The organism is Streptomyces sp. NPDC001351, from assembly GCF_042896045.1.
Lineage (GTDB): Bacteria > Actinomycetota > Actinomycetes > Streptomycetales > Streptomycetaceae > Streptomyces.
Genome location: NZ_JBIAWS010000016.1, coordinates 56,485 through 82,998, shown reverse-complemented (window position 1 = coordinate 82,998; position 26,514 = coordinate 56,485). Strand labels below are relative to the sequence as shown.

General features: G+C 71.3%; 23 protein-coding genes. 10 read left to right on the top strand and 13 right to left on the bottom strand.

Annotated features, from left to right (window positions below; translation table 11 throughout):
- Positions 1-7 precede the first annotated feature (7 nt).
- From ACFY1U_RS41385 to rsmI, 6 genes are all read right to left on the bottom strand, one after another.
- Positions 8-901, bottom strand: coding sequence for a 4-(cytidine 5'-diphospho)-2-C-methyl-D-erythritol kinase (locus ACFY1U_RS41385; RefSeq protein WP_390699205.1), 894 nt, complete (start codon positions 899-901; stop codon positions 8-10).
- Complete coding sequence (rsmA, locus tag ACFY1U_RS41380; protein ID WP_390699204.1) at positions 898-1,791, bottom strand: 16S rRNA (adenine(1518)-N(6)/adenine(1519)-N(6))-dimethyltransferase RsmA; 894 nt, start codon at positions 1,789-1,791, stop codon at positions 898-900. Before rsmA ends, ACFY1U_RS41385 begins: the two co-directional genes overlap by 4 nt.
- A gap of 250 nt (positions 1,792-2,041) precedes the next feature.
- On the bottom strand, positions 2,042-3,436 hold the full coding sequence (locus tag ACFY1U_RS41375; protein WP_390699203.1) for a ubiquitin-like domain-containing protein: 1,395 nt from the start codon (positions 3,434-3,436) through the stop codon (positions 2,042-2,044).
- A 164-nt stretch (positions 3,437-3,600) separates the two neighbouring features.
- A complete protein-coding gene (locus tag ACFY1U_RS41370; RefSeq protein WP_390699202.1) occupies positions 3,601-4,494 on the bottom strand; it encodes a TatD family hydrolase in 894 nt (297 codons plus the stop codon).
- Between the two features lie 46 nt (positions 4,495-4,540).
- Positions 4,541-4,957: a hypothetical protein gene (locus ACFY1U_RS41365; protein WP_390699201.1), complete on the bottom strand. Its 417-nt coding sequence runs from the start codon at positions 4,955-4,957 to the stop codon at positions 4,541-4,543.
- A 246-nt stretch (positions 4,958-5,203) separates the two neighbouring features.
- Complete coding sequence (gene rsmI, locus ACFY1U_RS41360; RefSeq protein WP_390699200.1) at positions 5,204-6,064, bottom strand: 16S rRNA (cytidine(1402)-2'-O)-methyltransferase; 861 nt, start codon at positions 6,062-6,064, stop codon at positions 5,204-5,206.
- Positions 6,065-6,159: 95 nt separating this feature from the next.
- Between rsmI and ACFY1U_RS41355 the strand changes: the two genes are divergently transcribed.
- The 3 genes from ACFY1U_RS41355 (at position 6,160) to ACFY1U_RS41345 (ending at position 11,407) form a co-directional block, all read left to right on the top strand.
- The gene (locus ACFY1U_RS41355) at positions 6,160-7,899 is read left to right on the top strand and encodes a dolichyl-phosphate-mannose--protein mannosyltransferase (RefSeq protein ID WP_390699199.1); all 1,740 of its coding nucleotides are present in this window, start codon (positions 6,160-6,162) and stop codon (positions 7,897-7,899) included.
- Positions 7,900-8,007: 108 nt separating this feature from the next.
- Positions 8,008-9,636, top strand: coding sequence for a penicillin-binding transpeptidase domain-containing protein (locus ACFY1U_RS41350; protein WP_390699198.1), 1,629 nt, complete (start codon positions 8,008-8,010; stop codon positions 9,634-9,636).
- Positions 9,637-9,733: 97 nt separating this feature from the next.
- Complete coding sequence (locus ACFY1U_RS41345) at positions 9,734-11,407, top strand: penicillin-binding transpeptidase domain-containing protein (protein WP_390699197.1); 1,674 nt, start codon at positions 9,734-9,736, stop codon at positions 11,405-11,407.
- A 115-nt stretch (positions 11,408-11,522) separates the two neighbouring features.
- Here ACFY1U_RS41345 and ACFY1U_RS41340 read toward each other — a convergent pair whose 3' ends face one another.
- A complete protein-coding gene (locus ACFY1U_RS41340; protein WP_390699196.1) occupies positions 11,523-11,870 on the bottom strand; it encodes an SsgA family sporulation/cell division regulator in 348 nt (115 codons plus the stop codon).
- Positions 11,871-12,031: 161 nt separating this feature from the next.
- Here ACFY1U_RS41340 and ACFY1U_RS41335 point away from each other — a divergent pair, with 161 nt between their 5' ends.
- The 6 genes from ACFY1U_RS41335 to ACFY1U_RS41310 all read left to right on the top strand — a co-directional run bounded on the left by ACFY1U_RS41335 (position 12,032) and on the right by ACFY1U_RS41310 (position 16,836).
- Positions 12,032-13,078, top strand: a complete 1,047-nt coding sequence (locus tag ACFY1U_RS41335; RefSeq protein WP_390699195.1) for an energy-coupling factor ABC transporter permease — start codon at positions 12,032-12,034, stop codon at positions 13,076-13,078.
- A gap of 1 nt (position 13,079) precedes the next feature.
- Positions 13,080-13,841, top strand: coding sequence for a cobalt ECF transporter T component CbiQ (cbiQ, locus tag ACFY1U_RS41330; protein ID WP_390699194.1), 762 nt, complete (start codon positions 13,080-13,082; stop codon positions 13,839-13,841).
- The gene (locus ACFY1U_RS41325) at positions 13,829-14,599 is read left to right on the top strand and encodes an energy-coupling factor ABC transporter ATP-binding protein (protein ID WP_390699193.1); all 771 of its coding nucleotides are present in this window, start codon (positions 13,829-13,831) and stop codon (positions 14,597-14,599) included. Before cbiQ ends, ACFY1U_RS41325 begins: the two co-directional genes overlap by 13 nt.
- Entirely contained in the window at positions 14,596-15,072 is a 477-nt protein-coding gene (locus ACFY1U_RS41320) for a MarR family winged helix-turn-helix transcriptional regulator (protein ID WP_390699192.1), read from the top strand. Before ACFY1U_RS41325 ends, ACFY1U_RS41320 begins: the two co-directional genes overlap by 4 nt.
- A gap of 113 nt (positions 15,073-15,185) precedes the next feature.
- Positions 15,186-15,641, top strand: a complete 456-nt coding sequence (locus ACFY1U_RS41315) for an organic hydroperoxide resistance protein (RefSeq protein ID WP_390699191.1) — start codon at positions 15,186-15,188, stop codon at positions 15,639-15,641.
- A gap of 34 nt (positions 15,642-15,675) precedes the next feature.
- The gene (locus tag ACFY1U_RS41310; RefSeq protein ID WP_390699190.1) at positions 15,676-16,836 is read left to right on the top strand and encodes a serine hydrolase domain-containing protein; all 1,161 of its coding nucleotides are present in this window, start codon (positions 15,676-15,678) and stop codon (positions 16,834-16,836) included.
- A 15-nt stretch (positions 16,837-16,851) separates the two neighbouring features.
- Here the strand turns inward: ACFY1U_RS41310 and ACFY1U_RS41305 are convergent, their stop codons facing one another.
- The 6 genes from ACFY1U_RS41305 to ACFY1U_RS41280 all read right to left on the bottom strand — a co-directional run bounded on the left by ACFY1U_RS41305 (position 16,852) and on the right by ACFY1U_RS41280 (position 24,101).
- Complete coding sequence (locus tag ACFY1U_RS41305) at positions 16,852-17,127, bottom strand: DUF1876 domain-containing protein (RefSeq protein ID WP_099934194.1); 276 nt, start codon at positions 17,125-17,127, stop codon at positions 16,852-16,854.
- A gap of 113 nt (positions 17,128-17,240) precedes the next feature.
- Positions 17,241-19,997, bottom strand: a complete 2,757-nt coding sequence (locus ACFY1U_RS41300; RefSeq protein WP_390699189.1) for a phosphoesterase — start codon at positions 19,995-19,997, stop codon at positions 17,241-17,243.
- Positions 19,998-20,034: 37 nt separating this feature from the next.
- Positions 20,035-21,387 (bottom strand): ABC transporter permease, encoded by a 1,353-nt coding sequence (locus ACFY1U_RS41295; RefSeq protein WP_390699188.1) that lies wholly within the window; start codon positions 21,385-21,387, stop codon positions 20,035-20,037.
- A complete protein-coding gene (locus ACFY1U_RS41290) occupies positions 21,384-22,328 on the bottom strand; it encodes an ABC transporter ATP-binding protein (RefSeq protein ID WP_390699187.1) in 945 nt (314 codons plus the stop codon). Before ACFY1U_RS41290 ends, ACFY1U_RS41295 begins: the two co-directional genes overlap by 4 nt.
- Before the next feature lie 421 nt (positions 22,329-22,749).
- A complete protein-coding gene (locus ACFY1U_RS41285) occupies positions 22,750-23,595 on the bottom strand; it encodes an EamA family transporter (protein ID WP_390699186.1) in 846 nt (281 codons plus the stop codon).
- Complete coding sequence (locus ACFY1U_RS41280; protein WP_390699185.1) at positions 23,592-24,101, bottom strand: YbaK/EbsC family protein; 510 nt, start codon at positions 24,099-24,101, stop codon at positions 23,592-23,594. The genes ACFY1U_RS41285 and ACFY1U_RS41280 overlap by 4 nt, the downstream gene beginning before the upstream one ends.
- A gap of 335 nt (positions 24,102-24,436) precedes the next feature.
- Here ACFY1U_RS41280 and ACFY1U_RS41275 point away from each other — a divergent pair, with 335 nt between their 5' ends.
- Entirely contained in the window at positions 24,437-26,428 is a 1,992-nt protein-coding gene (locus ACFY1U_RS41275; protein WP_390699184.1) for a hypothetical protein, read from the top strand.
- The last annotated feature ends 86 nt before the right edge of the window (positions 26,429-26,514 follow it).

The window sequence follows — 26,514 nt, the reverse complement described above, 5'->3', positions numbered from 1 at the left end:
CGCCCACTCAGATCACGGTCGCCCCCGGCGCGGGCCCCGACGCCGTACGCACCATCCGGCACGCGCCCGAACTGCGCAGAGTCTCGGCCACCTCGGCCGCCGACTCCCGGTCCCGGGCGAGGAAGGCCGTCGTCGGGCCCGAGCCGGAGACCAGCGCGGTGAGGGCGCCCGCGGTGCGGCCCGCGGCGAGGGTGTCGGCCAGTTCCGGGAAGAGGGAGAGGGCGGCGGGCTGCAGGTCGTTGGAGACGGCCGCGGCGAGCGCGTCCGGGTCGCCCTTGGCGAGGGCGCGCAGGAGTTCCTCGGAGGCGACGGGTTCGGGGATGTCGAGCCCCTCCGCCAGCCGGTCGAACTCACGGAAGACGGCCGGGGTGGAAAGACCGCGGTCGGCCATCGCGAACACCCAGTGGAAGGTGCCGCCGACCTCCAGCGTGCGCAGCTGCTCGCCACGCCCGGTGCCCAGCGCCGCCCCGCCCACCAGGCTGAACGGCACATCGCTGCCCAACTCGGCGCAGATGGAGAGGAGTTCGGCCCGGGAGGCGCCCGTCTGCCACAGCGTGTTGCAGGCCAGCAGCGCGCCCGCGCCGTCCGCGCTGCCGCCCGCCATGCCGCCGGCGACCGGGATGTCCTTGGCGATGTGGATGTGCACGGCCGGTTCGATGCCCCGCCGCCGGGCGAGTTCGAGGGCCGCGCGCGCCGCGAGGTTCGTACGGTCCAGGGGCACCTGCTCGGCGTCCGGCCCCTCACAGGTGATGCGCAGCTCGTCGGCGGGCGTCACGGTGACCTCGTCGTAGAGGCCGACCGCAAGGAAGACGTTGGCCAGGTCGTGGAAGCCGTCGGGGCGGGCCGCACCCACCGCGAGCTGGACGTTGACCTTGGCGGGTACGCGTACGGTGACGCTCACTTCTGACCGGGCTCCTTGTTCGCGGTGGTCTCGGCGTGCTCGGCGATGCGCGCGAACTCCTCGACCGTGAGGGCCTCTCCGCGCGCCTGTGGCGACACCCCGGCGGCGACGAGGGCCGCCTCCGCCGCCGCGGGCGACCCGGCCCAGCCGGCGAGCGCGGCCCGCAGGGTCTTGCGCCGCTGGGCGAAGGCCGCGTCGACCACGGCGAACACCTCGCGCCGTGAGGCGGTGGTCTTGAGCGGTTCGGTGCGGCGGACCAGCGAGACGAGGCCGCTGTCCACGTTCGGGGCGGGCCAGAAGACGTTGCGCCCGATGGCGCCGGCCCGCTTGACCTCGGCGTACCAGTTGGCCTTCACGGACGGGACGCCGTACACCTTCGAGCCGGGTGCGGCGGCGAGGCGGTCGGCGACCTCGGACTGCACCATGACCAGGGTGCGCTCGATGCTCGGGAAGGTCTCGAGCATGTGCAGGAGCACGGGCACGGCGACGTTGTACGGGAGGTTCGCGACCAGCGCGGTGGGAGCGGGGCCCGGCAGCTCGGTCACGTGCATCGCGTCCGAGTGGACGAGCGCGAAACGGCCGGCGCGGTCGGGCATGCGGGCCGCGATGGTGGCGGGCAGCGCCGCGGCCAGTACGTCGTCGATCTCGACGGCGGTGACGCGGTCGGCGACCTCCAGCAGCGCCAGGGTGAGGGAGCCGAGCCCCGGGCCGACCTCGACGACCACGTCGTCCGGGCGGACGTCGGCGGTGCGGACGATGCGGCGGACCGTGTTCGCGTCGATCACGAAGTTCTGACCGCGCTGCTTGGTGGGGCGGACGCCGAGGGCTGCCGCCAGTTCGCGGATGTCGGCGGGGCCCAGGAGGGCGTCGGGGGTGGGGCTGCTGCTCACGGCGACAAGGGTACGGGGGTGTGGAGCCGGGGGGTGCCAGGTGCCCTGCACTGCAGGTGGCCGGGGGGTAGGTTTGCTTGCCCGCGCGTGCGGGGTGCCGCTCTCTTTGGGTCGGGAGCCGCCCCTAGCGGCACGACTGCCCGCAGCTCCGCGGCTTTTAGGGGCGCGGGGCTATATCGATATGCGGCTCCGCCGCGTGGGCGCGATCAGCCCCCACCGGCCCGCGGTCGAACAGCAGCCGGGCAGCAGCTCAGCCGTGCAGCCGCGCCCCGCAATGGGGCCAGGGGCTCGCCCCCCGCCGTACATACAACTTCTTCGCACGGGCCGTCTGCTCCGCCGGGGACGCGTCCTCGGGGCGGCCGGTGCCACCGAGGCTCTGCCAGGTGCGGGACTCCAGCTGGTAGAGGCCGCCGTAGGTGCCCGAGGGGTCGACGGCGTGCGGGCGGCCGCCCGACTCGCAGGCCGCGAGGCCCTTCCAGTTCAGGTCGTCGGCGCCGCGCACGGACGTCGGGAGCGGCTTCGTGCCCACCTTCACGATCTGCGGCCGCGGCTCGCGCACCACCTCGGTGCCGGCGAGGCGCGGCTTCTGCCGGACTCCGTTGACGATGCGCAGGGAGTACGTGATCCGCCGCAGCCCCGGCTGTCCCGCCCGGTCGACGACCTCCGTCCCCTTGAACAGCCCGGGGTCCTCCTCCCGCTGCACCTTGAACGGGATCTCCTCCTCGCGGATCTCCTTGGTGCCGGTGACCCGCAGCACGGTGACCGTCTGCCCGTCGCGCGGGAAGCTGTCCGCCGGGACGGAGGTGGTGTCCTCGCCGTGCAGCAGGACCCCGGCCTCCTCGACGACCTCCTGCACGGTCGCCGCGTTCGTGCGGACCGTCCGTGCGTGGCCGTCGGCCATGACCGTGACGGAGCGCTCGGTGCGCACGTCGAGCGAGAGCCCGGCGCGTCCGATGTGCCGGGAGCGCGCAGCGGACAGATACGCGCCCTGCGCCCGCACCCCCATCTCCTCGAGCGCCTCCTGCACGGTGTCCGCCGTCGTCCACACCTCGCGCCGGTGCCCGTCGATGGTGAGCCGCACCGGACGCCCGTACTGCACCACGATCTCGTCACCGCTGCGGATCGCCGTGCCGGGGGCGGGCGCGACCACGTCGTGCGCCCCCACGTCGACGCTCTCCTGGTCGAGCAGTTCGGTCACGTCGTCGGCGAAGGTGTGCAGGGTGCGCGGCTTGCCGTCGACGTTCAGCTCGATGGCCTTGTCCTTGGCGACGAACGCGGTGGTGCCGCCGGCCAGGAAGGCGACGACCAGCGCCTGCGGCAGCAGCCGGCGCATCGAGCCGTCCGGGAGCTCGATGGGCCGCGCCCTGCGCCGTCGTGCGGCCCGGCGCCTGCGTCCCGTTCCGGCGCGCGCGGCGGGCGCGGGCACTTCCTCGCCCGCCGCGCTCCCCACCTGCCGCGGAAGCGGCGGCTCGGGTACCTGGGCCGCCTCGTAAGCGGGCCGGTAGGTGTCCTCGTACGCCCCGGGCACGCCGTAGGCCAGGGTCTGCGCGCTGTGCACGTCGTAGGCGTACGCCGGCGGATACGCCGGGTCGTACGCCTCATACGTCCCGTACTGCCAGTACTGCGAGTACTGCGAGTTGCTCACGCCGACACGCTCCAGGGGCCGTAGGGGTCCAGAGGGGTCCGGATCGGGCACCAGAACCTAGCGGAGCCCGTATCACTCTCCAAAGCGGCGTGATGACGAAGAGTTACGAACGCGACGAACGCGAGTCCGCACGAGCGTGATCGTAGGGTTATGAACGACTACGCTCAGTAGTCGAATGCTCGGGCCGTGTTCGCCGCGAGGGCCGTCGCCAGCGCGTCCTCGTCGATGCCGCGCACGGCGGCCATGGCGCGCACCGTGACCGGAATGAGATACGGCGCATTGGGCCGTCCGCGGTACGGCGCCGGTGTGAGGAAGGGCGCGTCGGTCTCCACCAGGACCAGCTCCAGGGGCGCCACGGCGAGCGCGTCCCGCAGCTGCTGGGCGTTCTTGAAGGTGATGTTGCCGGCGAAGGACATGAAGTACCCGGCGCGGGCGCACACCTGAGCCATCTCCGCGTCCCCGGAGTAGCAGTGGAACACCGTGCGCTCGGGTGCGCCCTCCTCCTTGAGGATGCGCAGCACATCGGCGTGGGCGTCGCGGTCGTGGATGACGAGGGCCTTGCCGTGCCGCTTGGCGATCTCGATGTGGGCGCGGAAGGAGGCCTCCTGCGCCTCCTTGCCCTCGGGGCCGGTGCGGAAGTAGTCGAGGCCCGTCTCGCCGACGCCCTTGACCTGGGTGAGTCCGGCCAGCGCATCGATCTGCCCGAGCGCCTCGTCGAGCGCCGCGGCGCCCCCCGCCTCCCGCGCACCCTGCCTCGACCAGCCGTCCGGGTCTCCGTGGACGATGCGCGGCGCCTCGTTGGGGTGCAGGGCCACCGTCGCGTGGACAGCCTCGTGCCGTCCCGCCGTCTCGGCGGCCCACTGCGAGCCCCGAACGTCGCAGCCGACCTGCACGACCGTCGTCACGCCCACCGAAGCGGCCTTCGCGAGGCCCTCCTCGACCGTGCCGTTCTGCATGTCGAGGTGGGTGTGGGAGTCGGCGACGGCGACCCGGAGGGGTTCCGGGAGCGGCGGTGCGCTCTTGTCGACGGTCTTCTCGCTTGAGCTGGAGGAGGGCATGCTCCGATCCTACGAAAGGGGCATGCCCGCCCCGCCGCCGGAGCTGTCAGCTCGCCTTGCGGTGGAAGGGGTGCAGGAGATCGGAGAGATGCCAGTGGTGGTCACGCTCGCCGGCCTCGGCGCCCTCGGCCCCTTCGGCTGCGGGCTCCTGGGCCTCGGTCTGCGGCGACCGGCGCTGCTGCTTGTGCACCGCGTCGCGCACCGACGAGACCTGCCCGGGTCGCATGATCCGTACGACGTGACTGTCGCAGTTCTGGCAGGTGGGCTTGGACAGCGGAGACGGCACGACCTGCCCCTCGGCCACGTACATCACGAACTCGTGGCCCTCGGCGTCATTGTGGTGCTCTATCTCGTACGACTGCTCCCAGCCGTGCCCGCAGCGCATGCAGGCGAAGGAGTACGACTCGTGGACGACTGCGGTGGCCGCGCCACGGAGGCCGGACTGCCCTGCGATCTCGCTCATGCCAGCTCCTCTTGATCTGCTGGACCAAGGGACGGGTGCGTCCCTTCAATCAGTGGACGCTTCTGGCGGAGCGAATGCATCAGCCCTGTCGACTGTTGGAGCCGATTTGGATTTTCCTTGCCACAGCGACCCCGCTCAGGGGGTCTGGGCTTTGCTTTTCACGACCTTGCTTTGCCTGTTTGTGGGGCGCTTGCTCAGGCGAGATGCGCCCTGCTCAGAGGGGGTGTGGCCCACTTCACGAAAGTCTCACGAACCACTGGCCGAAGGGGCATTCTTCGCGGCCACAACGGCGTCGAACACTTCCCTTTTGGGAAGCCCGGCCTCTGCCGCAACCGCCGCAATGGCTTCTTTTCGCCGCTCCCCCGCCTCCTCCCGCACCCGCACCCTGCGCACCAGTTCGGCGGCGTCGAGTTCCTCGGGCCCCTTCTCCGGCGCGCCCTCGACGACCACGGTGATCTCACCGCGCACCCCCTCGGCGGCCCAGGCGGCCAGCTCGCCGAGCCCGCCGCGCCTGACCTCCTCGTACGTCTTGGTCAGCTCCCGGCAGACGGCGGCGCGCCGCTCGGTGCCGAAGGCCTCGGCCATGGCGGCGAGGGTGTCGTCGAGGCGGTGCGGGGCCTCGAAGTAGACGAGGGTCCGGCGCTCCTCGGCGACCTCCTTCAGGCGGGTCAGCCGCTCGCCCGCCTTGCGCGGCAGGAACCCCTCGAAGCAGAACCGGTCGACGGGCAGCCCGGACAGCGCGAGCGCGGTGAGCACGGCGGAGGGGCCGGGCACGGCGGTGACCCGGATGTCCTTCTCCACGGCGGCCGCGACCAGCCGGTACCCGGGGTCGGACACCGAGGGCATCCCGGCATCCGTGACGAGCAGCACACGCGCGCCGCCGACGAGTTCCTGGACGAGTTCGGGCGTACGGGCGCTCTCGTTGCCCTCGAAGTACGACACGATCCGTCCCTTGGGCGTGGCGCCCAGGGCCTGCGTCAGCCGCCTGAGCCGCCGGGTGTCCTCGGCGGCCACGACATCGGCCCCCGCCAGCTCCTCGGCCAGCCGGGGCGGCGCGTCCGCGATGTCGCCGATGGGGGTGCCTGCGAGTACGAGGATTCCGGTCACGCCCCCATCCTCCCAGGGCGACTGCGAGGGGACGCATCCGAGCCCTTGGCGCCCATGCACGGGACTCACACAGAACGGTTCCCTACGATGGCGCGGTGACCAGTACCGCGTCCTCCCCGGACACCCGGCAAGGCCAGAGCCCGCAGGACCAGCGGCCGTCGTGGCAGCAGCGGCTGCGCCGTTTCGGCTATACGGCCGGGCCGAGAAGCGACGTCCGCGAGCGTCTGGTGCCGCCGTACGTGCAGCCCAGCCCGCGGGTGTGGCAGGTCCTCGGGGTGCCGCCGGCGCTCATCGAGCGGATCACGCGCTGGTCGGCCTGGGGCGGCCCGCTGCTGGTCACGCTGATGGCGGGCGTGATGCGGTTCTGGCATCTGGGCAGCCCGAAGGCGGTGATATTCGACGAGACGTACTACGCCAAGGACGCCTGGGCGCTCGTCCACCGCGGCTTCGAGGTCAACTGGGACAAGAACGCCAACGACCAGATCCTGGCCCTCAACGGGCACGTCAGGATCCCGGTGGACGCGGCGTACGTGGTGCATCCGCCGGTGGGCAAGTACGTCATCGGGCTCGGAGAGCTGATCTTCGGGTTCAACCCGTTCGGCTGGCGCTTCATGACCGCGCTGCTGGGCACGCTGTCGGTCCTGATGCTGTGCCGCATCGGCCGCCGGCTCTTCCGCTCGACCTTCCTCGGCTGCCTCGCGGGCGCGCTGATGTCGGTCGACGGGCTGGCCTTCGTGATGGCCCGCACCTCGCTGCTGGACGGCGTGCTGATGTTCTTCGTGCTGGCCGCGTTCGGCTGCCTGGTCATCGACCGTGACAAGGCGCGCGAGAAACTCGCGGCCGCTCTCCAGCCGGATGCCGACGGCCGTGTCCGCCCGGACGCGCACATCGCCGAAACAACCCGTCTCGGCTGGCGCCCGTGGCGCTGGCTGGCGGGCCTGATGCTGGGCCTGGCCATCGGCACCAAGTGGAACGGCCTGTACATCATGGTCGCGTTCCTCCTGATGGCGGTCCTGTGGGACATCGGCGCCCGCAAGGTGGCCGGCGCCGGCAACCCGTACAGGGCGGTGCTGCCGGACGCGGCCGTCACGTTCGTGGCCACGGTCCCGGTCGCGCTCGTCACCTACCTGGTCTCCTGGACCGGCTGGATCCTCTCCCCCACCAACGGCAAGGGCGGCTACTTCCGCAACTGGGCCGCCACCGACGGCAGGGGCGGCAACTGGACCTGGCTGTTCCCCGACTGGTGGCGCAGCCTGTGGCACTACGAGCACGAGGTCTACGAGTTCCACCGCAACCTCCACTCGCCGCACACCTACATGTCCAACCCCTGGAGCTGGATCGTCGACGGCCGCCCGGTCTCGTACTTCTACGAGTCCCCCTCGCCCGGCAAGGACGGCTGCCCCGTGGACGCGGGCCAGAAGTGCGCCCGCGAGGTCCTGGCGATCGGCACCCCGCTGCTGTGGTGGGTGGCCTGCTTCGCGGTCCTGTACATCCTGTGGCGCTGGCTGCTGCGCCGCGACTGGCGGGCGGGTGCCATCGCCTGCGGCGTCGCGGCCGGCTATCTGCCCTGGTTCCTGTACCAGGAGCGGACGATCTTCTTCTTCTACGCCGTCGTCTTCGTGCCGTTCCTCTGTCTGGCGGTGGCGATGCTGCTGGGTGCGATCGTCGGGCCGCCGGGGTCGAGCGACACCCGCCGGGTGGCGGGCGCGACGGGGGCGGGCGTACTGGTCCTGCTGATCGCCTGGAACTTCATCTACTTCTGGCCGCTGTACACCGGCACCGCCATCCCGATCGACGAATGGCGTTCACGTATGTGGCTCGATACCTGGGTATAGCGGACCTTCGGCCTCTCCGATCGGACAACATACGGAAACACCCCTCACAGCTCCCCCTCACGCCCCATACAGTGCGAGCACCAACGGGGAACGGGGAGGGAGCCCTTCATGGGCAAGGGGGTCAAGGTCACCGTCATCAGCAGCGTCTTCGCTGTGATGGTGGGCGGCGCCGGCTACGGCGCGTACAACATCGTGTCCGCGCTGAACGGCGACGGGGGTCCGGGCGGATCGACGTCCGTGAAGACCGGTCCGCCGAGCAGCGACGAGATCAAGGAGACCTCGGCGAAGTTCTTTGCGGCCTGGGAGAAGGGCCAGGCGGCCCGGGCGGCGACGTACACGAACAACGACGCCGCGGCCGAACCGCTGCTGACCTCCTACAGCGATGCCGCGCACATCACCGGAGTGAGGATCACACCGGGCACGGCGAACGGCGCGAGCGTTCCTTACACGGTCAGGGCGACGGTGTCCTACGGCGGCAGGTCCAAGCCCCTGACCTACCGGAGCGAGCTGACCGTCGTGCGCGGGAAGAGCACCGGGCGGGCGCTGGTCGACTGGCGGCCGTCCGTGGTCCATCCGCAGCTGCAGAAGGGCGACACCCTGTTCACCGGCGAGGCGGCGAACCCGCCGATCGAGGCCGTGGACCGGAACGGGGCCGTACTGACGAAGGAGAAGTACCCCTCGCTCGGCCCGATCCTGGACACCCTGCGCGAGCGGTACGGCGACAAGGCGGGCGGCACTCCCGGCATCGAGCTGGCGATCAAGCACGAGTCCCCGGACGCGGGCGACACCTCGCTGCTCACCCTCACCAAGGGCAGGGCGGGCAGGCTGCGGACCACGATCAGCGCGAGCGCGCAGGCGGCGGCCGAGACAGCGGTGAAGAAGTTCGCGCAGTCGTCGGTGGTGGCCGTCAAGCCCAGCACCGGTGAGGTCCTCGCGGTCGCGAACAACCGCAGGGACCAGTTCAACGCGGCCTTCCAGGGCGAGGTGGCACCCGGCTCCACCATGAAGATCATCACCGCCGCGATGCTCATCGACAACGGCGTGACCTCGATGAACGGCCCGGCGCCCTGTCCTGAGGACGCCGTGTGGCAGGGCCAGACCTTCAAGAACCTCAAGGGCATGCAGCCCAACGAGAAGGCCACGCTCGCCAACAGCTTCCTGCGCTCCTGCAACACGGCCTTCATCAAGCTCATCGACGAGAAGCCGCTCTCGGACTCATCGCTGACCACGGAGGCCCAGGACCGGTTCGGGCTCGGCCAGGACAACTGGAAGACCGGCATCGTCTCCTTCGACGGCAAGGTCCCCACGGTCAGCGGCCCGGACCGGGCGGCGAACGCCATCGGCCAGGGCCAGGTCCAGATGAGCCCGCTGAACATGGCGTCGGTCACGGCGACCGCCATCACCGGCACCTTCCGGCAGCCGTATCTGATCTCGCCGAAGCTCGACGACCGTCAGCTGGCCGCCGCGAAGGGCCTGCCCGCGAGCACCGCCGCGCAGCTGAAGCAGATGATGCGGCTCACCGCGACCCAGGGCACCGCGGCGCAGGCGATGGCCGGGCTGAGCGGGGACTTCGGCGCGAAGACCGGTTCCGCGGAGGTCGACGGACAGGCCGTGTCCAACAGCTGGTTCACGGGTTTCAGGGGTGACCTCGCGGCGGCGGCCATGACCGAGGAGGGCGGCCACGGCGGCACGGCGGCCGGGCCGATTGTCGCAGCTGTGCTACGGACGGGCTCCTGAAGTCACCCGTTGAGGAAGGGACTCTAGGCTGTTGCCGTCGTTGGTTGGAATGGATGTGGCAACGGGGACCCAGGGGATCTCTCGGAGGAACGGAACAGTGGGCAACAGAAGGCGCGTCGCCGAGCGACCGAAGACCAAACCCGCCGTGGTCGGCGGGATGATCGCCGTGGTGATCGGCGGCGCCGGCTTCGGCGCCTACGCGCTGTACGGCGGCGGGGCATCGGCCGACGACCGGTCGGCCTCGACGTCCGCGGCCTCCGACCACAAGGCCGTCAAGACCGGTCCGCTGTCCGCGACCGAGGTCCAGACGACCGCCGAGCGGTTCCTCACGGGCTGGCAGCAGGGCAAGGTGACCCAGGCCGCCGCCGCCACGAACGACCCTGCGGCGGCCACCGCCCTGCTCACCGGCTTCACCAAGGACGCCCACATCACGGGCGCCACCGTCACCGAGGGCACCCGCACCGGCGACAAGGTCCCCTTCTCCGTCAAGGGCACGGTCTCCTACAAGGGCACCAAGCTGCCGCTCTCGTACCAGAGCGCGCTGACGGTCGTGCGCAAGAAGGAGGACGGCAAGCCGTACGTCGACTGGCACTCCTCCGTCGTCCACCCCGACCTGAGGGACGGCGACACCCTGGTCACCGGCGAGGCCGGGACGCCGCCGGTCAAGGCGTACGACCGCCACGGCGGCGAGCTGACGACCGCGAAGTACCCCTCGCTCGGCCCGGTCCTGGACGGTCTGCGGGAGAAGTACGGCAAGACCGCGGGCGGCAAGGCGGGCGTCGAGCTGGACGTGGTGCGCGGCAAGGCGTCGCAGAAGGCCAAGCTGTCCGACAAGACGCTGCTGACGCTGACCAAGGGCACGCCGGGCAGGGTGAACACGACGCTGAGCCCGGTCTTCCAGGCCGCCGCCGAGAAGCAGGTCGCCGCGAAGGACAGGTCCTCGGTCGTCGTCATGCGTCCGTCCACCGGCGAGATCCTGGCCGTGGCGAACCACAGCCCCAGCTTCAACGTGGCGTTCCAGGGCTCCCTGGCCCCCGGCTCCACGATGAAGATCGTGACGTCGACGATGCTGTTCGAGAAGGACCTCGTCCACCCCGACCAGTCGCACCCCTGCCCCAAGACGTACAAGCTCGCGGGCTGGACGTTCCACAACGACGGCGACTCCGAGATCAAGAAGGGGACGTTCAAGCTGGCCTTCGGGGCCTCCTGCAACAACGCCTTCATCAACTTCGCGCCGAAGCTGTCCAACAGCGATCTGACGCAGGAGGCCCAGCAGGTCTACGGCCTTGGCCTGAACAACTGGTCCATCGGCGTCCCGACCTTCGACGGCTCGGTCCCGGTGATGAGCGGCGCGCAGATGGGCGCCTCGCTGATCGGGCAGGGCGGGGTGCGGATGAACCCGCTGAACATGGCGTCGGTGTCGTCGACGGTGGCGACCGGCACCTTCCACCAGCCGTACCTGGTCGCCCCGTCGGTGGACCACCGCACCCTGGCCAAGGCCTCCCGCACGATGTCCTCGAAAACCCAGGCCGAACTGAAGGAGGTCATGTCCTACACGGCCTCCTACGGCACGGCGGCCAAGGCGATGGCAGGCATGTCCGGCTGCGGCGCCAAGACGGGCTCGGCCGAGGTCGACGGCCAGAAGAAGCCGAACGGCTGGTTCACCGCCTACTGCGGCGACCTCGCCGCCTCAGGCGTGGTCCAGGCAGGCGGCCACGGAGGCGACACGGCGGGGCCGATCGTGGCGGCGCTGCTGAAGCTGGGCGGCTGAGTTGACGGGGCGTCCCGGGGGCGGCGCCCCGGGGGGCGCCCCGGGGGGCGCGGGGCTGTGTCTATTTGCGGCTCCGCCGCGTGGGCGCGACCAGCCACAACGGCGCCGCAGACGATCACCGACCAACAGGCGCCGCAGCCATATAGGTGCGGCGCAGAAACCGCAGCAGAGTCTTCGACTCGAACTGCACAACCGAGACACCCTCCGCCGAGTGGAACTCGACGACGGCCTGAACCCGCCCGCAGGGCCACACCCGCACCTCATCGTTGCCGGCAGGCGCCCGCAGCCCCTGTTCCAGCAGGGAACGGGAAAAGCTCCATTCGTCCGCCCCGGGCAAGCCGACCCGCACCTCACGCGGGTCGACCTCGGGGTCGTACCGCAGGACCACGGGTACCGTCTCGTCCTCCGGTACCGCCGCATCCGTGACCAGGTGGGCTCGTGCGTACTGCTCGACTACAGACATCGTGACGGCCCTCTCACGCTGCGTGTCCTGTGTGGAAGCTGTGCGTCCACCCCCTCCTAATGTCCCATATTTTCCCGAGCGCGCCCCTTGGCGTGGGACAACTCCCGCCACAAGCCCCTCGCTCTTGCAAGTAGTTCGCAACAAGGCACTATCATCGAACGGTGCATGTGCCTGACGGATTCATCAACGCCCCCGTTTCCGCCGCGACCGGAGTCCTCGCCGCGGGCGCCGTCGCGGTGAGCCTGCGCGGCGCCCGCCGTGAGCTGGACGAGCGGACGGCGCCGCTGGCCGGGCTGGTCGCGGCCTTCATCTTCGCGGTGCAGATGCTGAACTTCCCCGTCGCGGCGGGAACCAGCGGCCATCTGCTCGGCGGTGCGCTCGCCGCGATCCTCGTCGGCCCCTTCACCGGCGTCCTGTGCGTGTCCGTCGTCCTGCTGATGCAGGGCATCCTCTTCGCGGACGGCGGCCTGACCGCGCTCGGCGTGAACATCACGGACATGGCGATCGTCACGACGGTCGTCGGATACGCCGTCTTCCGCGGCCTGGTGAAACTCCTCCCACGGGGGCGCCGCTCGGTGACCGCGGCCTCCTTCGTCGCCGCGCTCCTCTCGGTCCCGGCCGCGGCGGTCGCCTTCACGCTGATCTACGCCGTCGGCGGCACCACGGACGTCTCCATCGGCAAGGTCGCCACCGCGATGATCGGCGTGCACGTGCTGATCGGGATCGGCGAGGCGGCGATCACGGGACTGACCGTGGGCGCGGTGATCGCCGTACGCCCGGATCTCGTGTACGGCGCGCGCGGCCTGGAGCAGAAGCTCAAGCTGCGGGTGAACGGCGAACTCGTGGACGCTCCCTCGTCCCGCCCGGCACCCGTCGCGGCGCGCGCCTCCCGGCGCACCCTGTGGGTCACCGGCCTGGTCACCTCCCTCGTCCTCGCGGGCTTCGTCAGCTTCTACGCCAACGCGAACCCCGACGGCCTGATGAAGGTCGCCCAGGACCAGGGCATCGACAAGAAGACCCAGAAGCACGCCTCCGCCGGCTCCCCGCTCGCCGGCTACGGCGTCAAGGACATCACCGACGGCCGCGTCTCCAAGGGCGTGGCGGGCCTGATCGGCGTCGGTGTCACGGTCGTCGCGGGCAGCACGGTGTTCTGGGCGGTGCGCAGACGGCGCGGCGCGGACGTCTCCCCTGCGAACACGGGGCTGTGACATGGGAGCGGGACACGCGCACCGGCTCTACCGGCACGGGCACTCCCCCGTGCACGCCCTGCCGCCGCACACCAAGCTCGCCGCGGCGTTCGCGTTCGTGGTGGTCGTGGTGTCGACCCCGCGAGAGGCGGTGTGGGCGTTCGGCCTGTACGCCGTGCTGCTCGCTCTCGTCGCGCATCTCGCGCGCGTGCCCGCCGGGTTCCTGCTCAAGCGGCTGCTGATCGAGGTGCCGTTCGTGGCGTTCGCGGTGCTGATGCCGTTCGTGGCGGAGGGCGAGCGGGTGGACGTCCTGGGGCTGTCCCTGAGCGTGAACGGCCTGTGGGGCGCCTGGAACGTGCTCGCCAAGGGCACGCTGGGTGTCGCCGCCTCCGTCCTCCTGGCCTCCACCACCGAGCTGCGCGAACTCCTCCTCGGCCTCCAGCGGTTGAAGCTCCCGCCGCTGCTCGTGCAGATCGCGTCCTTCATGATCCGCTACGGCGACGTCATCACGGACGAGATGCGGCGGATGCGGATCGCGCGCGAGTCCCGGGGCTTCGAGGCGCGGGCCGTGCGGCACTGGGGCGTGCTCGCCAAGTCGGCCGGCGCCCTCTTCATCCGCTCCTACGAGCGCGGGGAGCGCGTCCACCTGGCCATGGTCAGCCGCGGCTACGCGGGCTCGATGCCCGTGATCGACGAGGTGACCGCCTCCCGGGCGCAGTGGTCGTACGCCCTCACGCTCCCCTTCGCCGCCCTCGTCGTCTGCCTGCTGGGATGGACCCTGTGAGTACTGCTTCCCCTGCCTCTCTCGAGGTCTCCGGCCTCGCCTTCGCCTACCCCGACGGCCACCAGGCCCTGTTCGGCGTCGACTTCACGATCGGGCGCGGCGAGCGGGTCGCGCTGCTCGGGCCGAACGGTGCCGGCAAGACGACCCTCGTACTGCACCTCAACGGCATCCTGACCGGCGGCGCGGGCACGGTCACGGTCGCCGGGCTGCCCGTCGGCAAACAGCACATGGCGGAGATCCGCCGCCGGGTCGGCATCGTCTTCCAGGACCCCGACGACCAGCTGTTCATGCCGACGGTCCGCGAGGACGTGGCGTTCGGTCCAGCGGCGGCCGGGCTGAAGGGGCCGGAGCTGCAGGAGCGGGTCGACCGGGCGCTCGCGCGGGTCGGCATGGCGGAGTTCAAGGACCGCCCCCCGCACCACCTCTCCTTCGGGCAGCGGCGCCGGGTGGCCGTGGCGACCGTCCTCGCGATGGAACCGGAGATCCTCGTCCTGGACGAGCCGTCCTCCAACCTCGACCCGGCCTCCCGACGCGAACTGGCCGACATCCTGCGGTCGTTGGACGTCACCGTCCTCATGGTCACGCACGACCTGCCGTACGCCCTGGAGCTGTGCCCGCGCTCCCTGGTCCTCAGCGAGGGCGTGATCGCGGCGGACGGCAAGACGGCCGAGCTCCTCTCCGACGAGGACCTGATGCGCGCCCACCGCCTGGAGCTGCCCTTCGGTTTCGACCCGCGGTCCGTGACAATGGGCGCGTGACGAACGCGGACGACACGGCGGCCGGGACCGGCTCTGAGGGCTCACTGCTGCTCGACGACCAGCTCTGCTTCGCGCTGTACGCGGCGCAGCGCGCGGTGACGTCCTCCTACCGCCCGCTCCTCGACGAACTGGGCCTCACCTACCCGCAGTACCTCGTCCTGCTCGTCCTGTGGGAGCGCGGCGAGATCCCGGTCAAGGAACTGGCGACGGCGCTGCGGCTCGACTACGGCACTGTCTCGCCCCTGCTGAAGCGGCTGGAGGCGGCGGGCCTGGTGCGGCGGGAGCGCGCGGCGCATGACGAGCGCTCGGTGCTGGTCGCGTGCACGGGGCGCGGGGAGGAGCTAAGGGAGCGCGCGGCGTGCGTACCGGGCGCGCTGCTCGCGGCGACGGGGCTCGAAGCGCCCGAGGTCGCACGCCTCCGCGAAGACCTCCGGCGACTGGCGGCGAGGGCCGAAGCGGCCGCAGAGCGCTGATCTCGGGTTACTCACGGTTCCCACCCCCTGGGACCGGCTGCTGACCTACCAGCCAGTATCTTGTGCACGATGTACTTGCGCGCACTCGTTTTGGGGGGCCAACCATGAGCGCCATGAGTGACCATCTCACCGACACCGACACCGACACCCGACCGACGAAAATCATGTACGTCGCCGAGGCGACGGCGCACGGCGGCCGGGACGGCTATGTGACCAGCCAGGACGGGCAGATCGAGGTCAAGGTCGCGATGCCGCCGGAGCTGGGCGGGGACGGCAACGGCACCAACCCGGAGCAGCTGTTCGCGGCCGGCTACAGCTCGTGCTTCCACAACGCGCTGGTGCTGGTCGGCCGGCGTTCCGGCTTCGACCTCACTGGTTCCACGGTCGCCGCGAAGGTCGGCATCGGCCCCAACAAGCAGCGCGGTTACGGCCTCGCGGTCGCCCTCAGCGTCTCACTGCCGGTCCTTGACCAGGAGGTCGCGGCGCAGCTGGTGGACGCGGCGCACGAGGTCTGCCCGTACTCGAACGCGACCCGCGGGAACATCGACGTGACGATTCTGCTTGGGTGAGTAGGAAGCACACACAGGCGGGAGGCGCACGGGCGTGGACGTGCACGGTGCGGTGGCCGAGGGCTTCGAGCCGGTCAGGGAAGCGTTCGTACGGAACTTCGAGGCGCTCGGGGACCGGGGCGCGGCCGTCGCCGTGTACCGGGACGGGCGCAAGGTCGTCGACCTGTGGGGCGGCACGAAGGACGTCGACGGCACCGAACCGTGGCAGCAGGGCACTGCCCAGGTCGTGCGCTCGGCGACCAAGGGGGTCGCCGCCGCCGTACTCCTGCTGCTGCAGCAGCGCGGGGAACTGGACCTGGACGCGCCGGTGGGCGAGTACTGGCCGGAGTTCAAGGCGCACGGCAAGGAGCGGCTGCTGGTGCAGCACGTGCTGAGCCACCGGGCCGGGCTGCCCGTGCTCGACCGTCCGCTCACGCCGTCCGACGCGCTGGACCCGCACCGCGGCCCCGAGGCGGTCGCCGCGCAGGCGCCCGCGTGGGAGCCGGGCACCGATCACGGCTATCACGCGCTGACGTACGGCTGGATGCTCGACGAACTGGTACGGCGCGTCACGGGCCGGTGGGCCGGGGAGTGGCTCGCGGCGGAGGTCACCGGGCCGCTGGGGCTCGACCTGTGGCTGGGCCTGCCGGAGTCGGAGGCGGGCCGGGTGGGCCGCGCCGGGCGCGTGGAGGGGCCCGAGCCCGTCGGCGGTCTGCGCTCGCGCCCGAAGCGCTCGGTCACCGAGGCCTACGAGGACCCGGACTCCCTCACCCGTCGCGCCTTCGCCGCGATCAGCCCCTTCCCGGACCAGAACGACCCCGCCTACCGCGCGGCTGCCCTGCCCGCCACCAACGGCATCGCCACGGCGGAGGGCCTCGCGCGTTTCTACGCCTCCCTGATCGGCGAAGTAGACGGCGGCACAAGGCTGTTCACCCCGGAGACCGTGGAGCTGGCCCGCACCGAACGCAGCGCGGGACCGGACCGCGTGCTGGTGGTGGGCACACGGTTCGGCCTCGGCTACATGCTCCACGGAGCGGCATCCCCGCTCCTGTCCCCCACCTCCTTCGGCCACCCGGGCCGCGGCGGCGCCCTGGGCTTCGCCGACCCGGACTCGGGCATCGCCTTCGGCTATGTCACCAACGGCTTCCGCAAGAGCGTGACGGCGGATCCGCGGGCTCAGGCGCTGGTACGGGCGGTCCGCGTCTCTCTCACGTGACGGGACCCCTGCGGCTCATACGTTGATGGAGTGCGAGGTCCGCCCCGACGCCGAGTCGATCTCCCCATGCGCCTTCGTCAGCAGCTGCATGGCGAGCTCATTCAGCGCCCGCGCCCCGGCGATCTCCTCCCCCACACGCGGCTGATTCGCGTCGGTGTGGTGCCGGCTCGCATGCCCATGGGCCTTGACCTCCGTCCCGTCGGACAGACGTACCAGCGCGACCGCCCGCGTGTGCGTCTCGTCCTCCTGGAACTCCAGCTCGACGTGCCATCCCACTGCGGTGTGCATCATGACGATCACCTCCGGAAGACCTGCTTCCAGGGTGCTCCTACGCGCCCGCGGATGCACGCAGACCCCGGGCCGGTGTGACGTCGGCCCGGGGTCCGCTGCGCGCTGGGCGCGTGTCAGCCGTCGTTCTCCGCCGACGGCAGGTAGGCGCCCGGCACGTCGGCGGGCGCGTACACCTTCTTGTCGCCGGGGTACGGCTTGGTCCAGTTGTGGGTCTGGTACCAGGTGTAGCGGTTCATCTGCTCGTTGTTGGCGTAGTCGGGCACGGCGTGCGGGCCGGTCAGCCGCTGGTGGGACGCCCAGGTCTTCCACTCGGCGGCGAGGTTCTGCTGGGCCTGCGGCACCGCTGCGGAGGTCGGCGCGAGTGCCGCCTTGCGGTCCTGCGGGGCCGGGGTGTCCGAGCCGCAGGAAGGCTGGGGGCTCACGCCGAGGGTCAGCGAGGTCCGGTTGGGCTCGGCCGTGAACGGGGTGTCGTCCGGCTTCAGGCTGAACGCCCCGTACATCGGGGTGGCCGCGCTGTCGAGCTGGTTCATCGGGTGGATCCCGAGGATCTGCTCGATGGTGCGGACCATCGTGATCTGCGAGTAGTAGTGGCTGTCGACGGTGTCATGCTTGGCCCAGGGGCTGATGATCTGGACCGGGGCGCGGTGGCCGTCGACGTGGTCGAGGCCGTTCTGGGAGTCGTCCTCGACGACGAAGATCGCCGAGTCCTTCCAGTACTTGCTGTGCGAGATCTCGTCGACCATCCGGCCGACCGCGAGGTCGTTGTCGGCGACCTCGGCCGCCGCGTTGGCCGGGCCGCCGGTGTGGTCGTTGGAGAACCAGAACATGTTCAGGTTCGCCGGGCCGTTCTTCTCGAAGTCCTGCTTCCAGATCTGTTCCTTGTAGATGTCCGGGACACCGAGGTCGAACAGCGGGAAGCCCTGCACGGACACCTTGTTGAGCGAGGGGATCGCCGAACCCGTCTGGATCGGGTACTGGGTCTGCGCCCCGGTCGCTTCCATGTTCTTGCTGTCGCAGTACAGGTTCTGCCAGGTCGCCCCGGCCGGCTTGGTCTCCAGCGACTGGAACTCGCCGAAGTCCTTGACCGACCTGCCGGCCGCCTGCGCGCCGCTCCAGATGAAGCCGGTCTTCTGGTGGCCGAGGACGTCGTCCTCGGTGTCGTAGCTGCGCTGGTACTCGCCCGCGGAGGACTCGGTGTACTCCGGGTTGTCCGACTGCATCAGCCAGTTGTGGCCCTCGGCGGAGTTCGTGCCGACGTCGTAGAAGTTGTCGTAGAGGCCGAACTGCTCGGCCAGGGCGTGCTGGTTGGGCGTGACGTTCTCGCCGAACGTGGTGAGCGAGGGGTCTCCGTTGCCCTGCGGCAGGTCGCCGTAGACCTGGTCGTACGTCCGGTTCTCCTTGACCAGCAGGAAGACGTGCTTGATCGTCGAGGGGTCACCGAGCCGCAGCGGGACCGGCAGCGCCCTCCCGGAGGTCTTGCCGCCGGCCGTCAGGACCGAGCCGGGCGTCCAGCCGTTCTGCTTGAAGACCTTGGCGGTCTGGGCCTTGACGGTCTTGTCGTCCGGCAGCGTGAACTGCGTCAGGCTCGACGTCGTGTCGTGGGTGCCGTGGCCGGAGGCGGCGGTGGGGCGGCGGGCGTCGATGCCGCGGGTGTTGGAGACGACGACGTTCTTGCCTACGGTGGCGATCCCGGAGGGGAAGTAGTCGGTCGGGAGCAGGCCGACGTAACGGGCGGGCTCCTGCGGGGACTTGTAGCGGTAGACGGCGACCGCGTTGGCGCGGCCGAGCGTCACCAGCAGACGGCCGTCGTCGGTGAGGGTCACCGCGTTCGGCTCGTAGCCGACCTTCGCCTCCGGCCAGGGCTGGGTGGCGATGGTCTGTACGACCTTGTCCTTGGCCGTGCTGATGACCGAGACGCTGTTGTCGGCGGTGTTGGTGACGAACACCGCGCCCTTGTTCGCGTACACCGCGGTCGGGTGCAGTCCTACGTCGATGCTGCCGACGGCGGCGGACGGGTCCGCCGTGTCGATGACGCTGACGGTGCCGGTGGTGGCGGCGCCGGTGTCCGGGTCGGCGGGCACCTGGGTGCCGTAGGAGTTGATCGTGGTGTCGCCGTCCTTGGCCGGACGGCCACCCTCGTTGCTGACGTAGAGCTTGCCGTCGACGAGGGCGATGCCCCGGGGGGCGTTGCCGACGGCCCAGCTCTGCTTGACGGTTCCGGTGGCCGCGTCGATGGCTACGACCCGGTTCTGGCCGTTGACCGCGGAGTACACGGTGGAGCCGTCGGCCGAGAAGACCGCGGCAGCCACGAGGGCGTGCTTGGTGCCGTCGGCCGGGATCGGGACGGTCACGGGGTTGGAGAGGGTGCCGTCGGCGCCGACGGTGAACTTGGTGTAGCCGTCGGTCTGGCCCAGCCACAGCTGCGTGCCGTCCGGCGAGTACGTCGGGCCCTCCTGGCCGACGGAGCCGCTCTTGATGCGCAGGCCGTCCGCCGCGTTGGTGCCGACCTTCTGGATCACCTGACCGCTCGCGAGGTCCAGGACGACCAGCGAGGCGTCACCGTCGGCGACCGAGGCCGCGAGCCGGCTGCCGTCCGGGCTGACCGTGGACGACATGATCTTGCCGTCGTTGATGACGGAGCGGGTGCCGTACGGCTTGATGTACTGGTCGCTGGAGATGACCTGGCCGTTCGCGGTCTCGTCGGCGACCTGCTGGGTGCCGAACTGCCACGTCGACGCGACCGCGGTGCCGGTGACGCCGAGGGCGACCGCGATGCCCGCCGTGACCAGCAGGGCGCGGCGGCCGACGCGTCTGCCGAAGAGGTTGACCTGATTCTTCTCGTTGATCCGGCGCTGGCGTGTTACCTGCACGGAGGTGTTCCCTTCAGTGAACCCTTCAGTGGAACCTTCAGTGGGGGGTGGTGAGCAGCTCGACGTTGCCGTCGAACTGCCACAGCGGATTCGGGGCGTCTCCGGTCGAAGTCCGCAGCAGGAAGTAGCCGTTGACTTCCTTGGGACCGTCGCCGTCGGCCACGAACCGCCCGTCTGAGGTGATGTCGAGCTGATAGATCGCCGTCCCCGGGACCGGGACCCCGGGCAGATGCCAGGTCACGACGCACCGCCAGTCGTTGCCCGCGCCCTCCTGGGCCGACTGGCCGTCGCTCTTGGTGCAGGCCGCCGAGGCCCGAAGCTGCGCCTCGGTGACGGCGGGACGGTGCAGCTCCTGCGTCTGCATGCGGTAGAGGTGGGCGAACGCCGTGGCCACCGACCGCTGCACCTTGTCCTGCTCGATGCCGGAGCCCAGGGAGGGGGTCGCCACGGCGACCACGCCCACGGTGAGAGCGGTCAGCCCGGCCAGTGGCAGCGCGCCGACGGTGAGCGCCCGGCGCCCGGAACCGTCGTAGGCGAGATTGGTGAAGTCGCGCCGCAGGAACAGGACATATGCCAGCGCGGTCGCGAGCACGGCCCACACCAGGCCGACCGCGACGCCGATCAGGAGCGGGCCGAGCTGGGCGGGGCTGGTGAACAGGCCGTTCCAGGAGATGAAGGCGTAGCCGGGCAGGGCGAGGCGTACGGCGACGGGCAGCGGCAGCATCTGGGCGACCGACATCGCGAGCGCGAGGAGCGGGGGCAGCAGCAGCCCCATGGGGGACCGCCCCAGCGCGACCGACCCGAGCAGTCCGATCGCGGCGAGGGCCAGGGTCGGTGCGAGGGCCGCGGTCCAGGCGAGCAGGACCCGCAGGGCGGCATCCCCCGGTGCCAGGAGGTGGCCGTCGAGGCCGACCAGCGGCTGGTTGCCGACCGACACCAGCCCGCCGGCCGCGCTGGACAGGGCCAGTCCCGCGACCAGCAGCAGGATGACGGTGAGGCTGGCGAGCGACTTCGCCACGAAGATCCGCCGCGGCGACCGTACGGCGACCAGCAGATGCCGCCAGGTGCCGAGCCGGTCCTCGGCGGCGAACACGTCACCGGCGACCACCGAGGCCAGCAGCGGCAGCGCATAGGTGCCCGCGAACCCGAGCATGACCAGCGGTCCGGCCCACCCCGTGGCGTGCATCCAGCGCCCGAAGAGCGTGTCGGAGGGCAGCGTGCTCTGCTGGCTCACACCCGCGACGAAGAGGGCCGGAGCGATCCAGCAGGCAAGCACCAGCAGCCGGATGCGCCACTGCGTGACCAGCTTGACCAGTTCGAAGCGGTAGCCGCGCGAGACGGGGACCCGGGGGGCCCTGACAACCTTGTCAGCGGTGACGGTCGCGGTCATCGGCCGGCCTCTTCCTGCTGTTCGGTGAGGGCGAGGAAGGCGGCCTCCAGCGGCGACACGACGGGCGCGAGCTCGCGCACCGCGACGCCCGCGCGCACGAGGCCCGCCACCAGTTCGTCGAGGGCGGGCACCAGGGCGCGCACGACGAGCAGTTCGTCGTCCTGCCGTATCCCGGCGTCGTCGACGATCCGGATCCCGTCCGAGGTGTCGGCCAGCCGTCGCGCGGCCTGCGGGTCGGAGGTCCGTATCCGGTAGTCGAGTTCACGGTTCTCGGCGGCCAGCTTGCCGAGCGGGCCGGAGAACACGACCCGTCCGGTGGCGAGGATGGTGACCTCGGAGCACAGCGCCTCCAGGTCGTCCATACGGTGGCTCGACAGCACCACGCTGGTGCCGTCCGCGGCGAGCCGGTTGAGGACGCGGTGCACGTGCCGTTTCCCTGCCGGGTCGAGGCCGTTGGAGGGTTCGTCGAGCACCAGCAGCCGGGGCTTGGTGAGCAGGGCGGCGGCGAGCCCGAGCCGCTGCCGCATACCGAGCGAGAAGCCGCGGGCCTTGTCGTCGGCGACGGCGGTGAGCCCGACCTGGTCGAGCACCTCGTCGATGCCGGCGGAACCCGCGTCGAGCCCGCGGAGCCGGGCCAGTGCGGCGAGGTTCTGCCGGGCGGTGAGGGAGGGGTACAGGCCGGGCCCGTCCACGAAACCGGCGACACCCTCGGGGGCGTCGAACGCCCGCCCCACCGGCGTGCCGAGGATGTCGAGCCGCCCGCTGTCGGCGACGGCCAGCCCCAGCAGCAGACCGAGCAGCGTCGTCTTGCCGGCACCGTTCGGACCGACCAGGCCGTGGATCTGCCCCTGCGTCACATCCAGGTCGACACCGTCGAGTGCGACGACGTCGCCGAAGCACTTGGTGATCCCCCGAGCCACAACTGCGTGGAGTGTCCCCATGGATCCCCCTTCTCCCGATGTCCGCTGGGACCATAGGGACAACACACAACCCAGGCACAAACGCCGAGTTGAACTCCGGCGGAACGGATCGTCAAGGCGTAGGCAAATCGCGGGCGCGTACACCGACGTGAATCGGACAGGGGCGGTGCGGGGTGTGGGATTCGCCCTGCGGTCCGCGAATTACCCTGCGGTGCGGCAGCGCCCTGAAGGGGCGCGGGGCTGTGTCAATATGCGGCTCCGCCGCGCGGCCGCAGACAACCACGCCACGTGCACAGCGCCCCATAGGGGCGCGGGGAACTGCGCGACAAGCCACGACGCAGCCGCAGCCAAGTACGGCGCGACACCAACCCAAAAGGGGCGCGGGGAACTGCGCGACAAGCCACAGCGGCGCCGCGCACGATCAACGGCCGAGCCCGGGCGCTCAGCCCGCCCGCAGCATCAGCCCGATCCCCGCCACCAACAACACCGCCGCCGCGATCCGGGGTGCCCCGAACCGTTCCTTGAAGAACACCGCGCCGATGGCCGCCCCCACGATGATCGACGACTCGCGCAGGGCCGCGATCGGCGCGAGTTCGGCCTTGGTCTGTGCCCACAGGACCAGGCCGTACGCGGCGACGGACATGGCGCCGCCGAGGAGGCCCACGCCCGCGAACGGGCGGAGAACGGCCAGGAACTCACCCCGCCAGCGGGTCAGCGCGTACACCGGGATCGCGAACCCCTCCACCGCCATCAGCCAGGCGATGTACCCGAGGGAGGAGCCGGACGCCCGTACCCCCAGCCCGTCGACGACCGTGTACGCGGCGATGGTCAGCCCGGTGGCCAGGGCCGCGCCGATCGCCGCCCAGTTGGGCCGGCTGCCGCGCAGCCCCCACAGGGCGACACCGGTCAGGCCCGCGCAGGACAGGGCGATACCGGCGGCCGCCCACCCGTTCGGCACCTCGTGCGCGAACACGGCGGCGAGCACCGTGACGACCAGCGGCGCGGTGCCGCGGGCGATCGGGTACGCCTGCCCGAAGTCCCCGAGCCGGAAGGACCGCATGAGCAGGACGTAGTAGGCGAGGTGGATGAAGGCGGAGGCGGCGAGGTAAGGCCACGCCCCGGACGCCGGGAGCGGGACGAAGGGCACCATCGCGAGCCCGATCAGCATCCCGCCGCCCGCGATCAGCGTGAACCCGACCAGCTTGTCCGTGATGCGGTGGGCGATCGCGTTCCAGCCGGCGTGGGTGACCGCGGCGCACAGGACGGCCGTGGCGACCAGCGGCGTCACGAGCTGCGCTCGCGCACGTCCACCAGCGTGGCTCCGGCGCGGGTCACGAGCTCCTTGGGCTCCATGGGAAACACGGCGTGCGGATGACCGGCGGCGGCCCACACGACGTCGTGCTCCAGCAGCGAACGGTCGGCCAGCACCCGGGTCTTCGTACGGTGCCCGAAGGGCGGCACACCGCCGATCGCGTACCCGGTGGTCTCCCGTACGACGTCCGCCTTGGCCCGCGTCACCTTCTCGGCGCCGAGTTCCTCACGCACCCGCTCGACGTCCACCCGCGACGCCCCGTCCATCAGCACCAGCACCGGAACCCCGTCCGCCGCGAAGATCAGCGACTTGCAGATCTCGCTCAGCTCGCATCCGATCGCGGCGGCCGCCTCGGCGGCGGTGCGGGTCGCGTCCGGGAAGCGGCGGATACGGCTGTGCAGGTCGTCGAGCCCCAGTTCGCCCAGGGCGGCGGCGAAACGGGGGCTGGCTCCGGAGCTGTCGGTGGCATCGGCGGTCGTCATGCACGGCACGCTAGCGCTGCGTGCATACGACACGCGACCGAGTTGTCCGGCCGCGGCACCCGGGCCTGACGTGCCAGAAGCTCCGCGGGGTCGGTGTGCGGACACGTGGCCTCGCCCGCCTCCTCACCGAAAGACAACTCCACGCATGGGGGCTCCCGTTGGAGAACGCGACGCAGATCGTCGCCGAGCCGGCGGCCAACGCCGCGCCCCGCGCCGACGGGCCCCGCATGCGAGTGGCGGACGCCCTCGCGGACCGGTGGGGCGTCGCTCCGATGCCATATCCACGGAAAAAGGTCGGGGCGGAGCTGCGTCTACCGCTCTGATACAAGTGTCGAATGGCGGTGAGCACGATAAACCCGAGGAAACTGCTGGGCCGGGTGCCGGTGACGACGGTTGCGGCGGTCGCGGGGCTGCCGGTGGCGCTGCTCGGGCTGTTCGTTGCCGCGGTGGTGCCCAGCGGCTGGGCGTTCGCCGTGTTCGCGGCCGCGGACTACCTCGCCGAGCCCAGGGCACTGCGCCGGATCGCACGCTCCATGCAGCCCCTCGGCCAGGTGTGTCTGAGCGTCACGGCGGGGTCGCTGCTGCGGGGCGCGGCGGCGCTGGTGCTGCTGGCACGGCTGGGGGACGCCCAGTGTGGCGCGTTCGTCCTGACCGCCCTCGGCTTCCTGGCGCTGCAGGCGCTGCGCGGCGGTTACGCGGGACTGCTGCTGTTCGTCTGGTGGTGCAGGCGCCTGCCGGTGGTGACCCGGAACGTGGATCTGTCCGCGCTGCGGATCCCCGACGCGCCGCCGCGGCCGCTGATGGACCTCCACCGGGGGCCGCTCGCGCTCGTGGACCTGCCCCTGGTCGTCGGCGTGGCCGTCGCGGCGGCGGCCGGGCCGAAGTGGGCGGCGATCGGAGCGGGGACCGCGGTGCTCGCCGCGCTGACCACGGCCGGGTGGCTGGCCCTGCACGCCTGGCGGGGACGGCATCTGGCCGCGAAGGGCAAGCTGCTGCACGCGGTGAACGAGCAGGTGGAGGCGTACCGTCCCGAGGTCGTCGTGTACTTCTCCGGCGCCCTGGAATCGGCGTACCAGCTCAACGGCTGGCTGCCGGTCCTCGACCGGCTGCGACGCCGGGTCGTCGTCGTGCTGCGCGAGCGCGAGATGCTCACCCGGCTCGATCCGACGTCCCGGCCCGTGGTGTGCCTGCCGCTGGGCAAGGATCTGACCGCCTTCCGGCTGCCCGAGGCGCATGTGGCGCTGTTCGTGGCCAACGCCGCCAACAACACCCACCTGCTGCGGCTGCCGGAGTTCCGGAGCGTCTACCTGGGCCACGGGGACAGCGACAAGCCGACCAGCTCCAATCCGTTCACCAAGGTGTACGACGAGGTGTGGGTGGCGGGGCCCGCCGGGCGCGCACGTTACGCGCGCTCGGGGTCCGGCGTGGCCGACGCGGACGTGGTCGAGGTCGGCCGCCCGTCGCTGGGGCGGCTGAACGCCGCCGGCGGCACCTCCGCGTCGCCGATACCGACCGTGCTCTACGCGCCCACCTGGGAGGGCTTCCACGGCGACCCGGGCGCGGCGACGTCACTGACCGGCATGGGACCGCGGATCGTGAAGGCCCTGCTGGAGCGGGAGCCGGCGGTCCGCCTGCTCTACCGGCCGCATCCGCTGACCGGCACCCTGGACCCCCGGGCGCGTGCGGCGCACACCGAGATCCTCGCCATGATCGACGAGGCGAACACCGCCCGGGACGCCCGCGAGGAGTTCCGGCGGGAGGACACGCGGGAACAGGCCGCGCAGGCGGCCCGGCTCCCGGAGCTCGCCCGCCGCCTCGACGAGCTGCGCCGGCCCGCGCGCGGGGACGAGGCGCAGGCCGCGCGGGACGCCGGAGGGTCCGAAGAGCCGCCCTCGGCCGCCTGGGAGTCGGCACTGGCGGAGTGGAACGCGGCGTACTGGGCGGCCGAGGGCTGGTGGCGCCACCGCGTCACGGGCGGCTCCCGACCGGGCCTGTACGACTGCTTCGACCACGCCGACCTGCTCATCGCCGACGTGTCCGGCGTCGTCACCGACTACCTGGCCACCGGCAAGCCGTACGCCGTAGCCAACCCCGCGGGCCTCGCCCCCGACACCTTCCGCGACCGCTACCCGGCCGCCCGGGCCGCCCACCTCATCGGCCCCGACCTGGCAGGTCTCGACGACCTCCTGGACGGCAAGACCGACCCCTTGGCCAAGGAGCGACAGCGCTTGCGCGCGTACCTGTTGGGCCCGGCAACACCCGACCCACTGGCCCCGTTCGAACGGGCCTTGGACAACCTCCTGGTTCGCGCCAAACGCGCCCTATAGGGGCGCGGGGCTGTGTCGATATGCGGCTCCGCCGCGATGGGGGTCCCCCCGCTCATGGGGGTCCCCCCGCTCATGGGGGTCCCCCC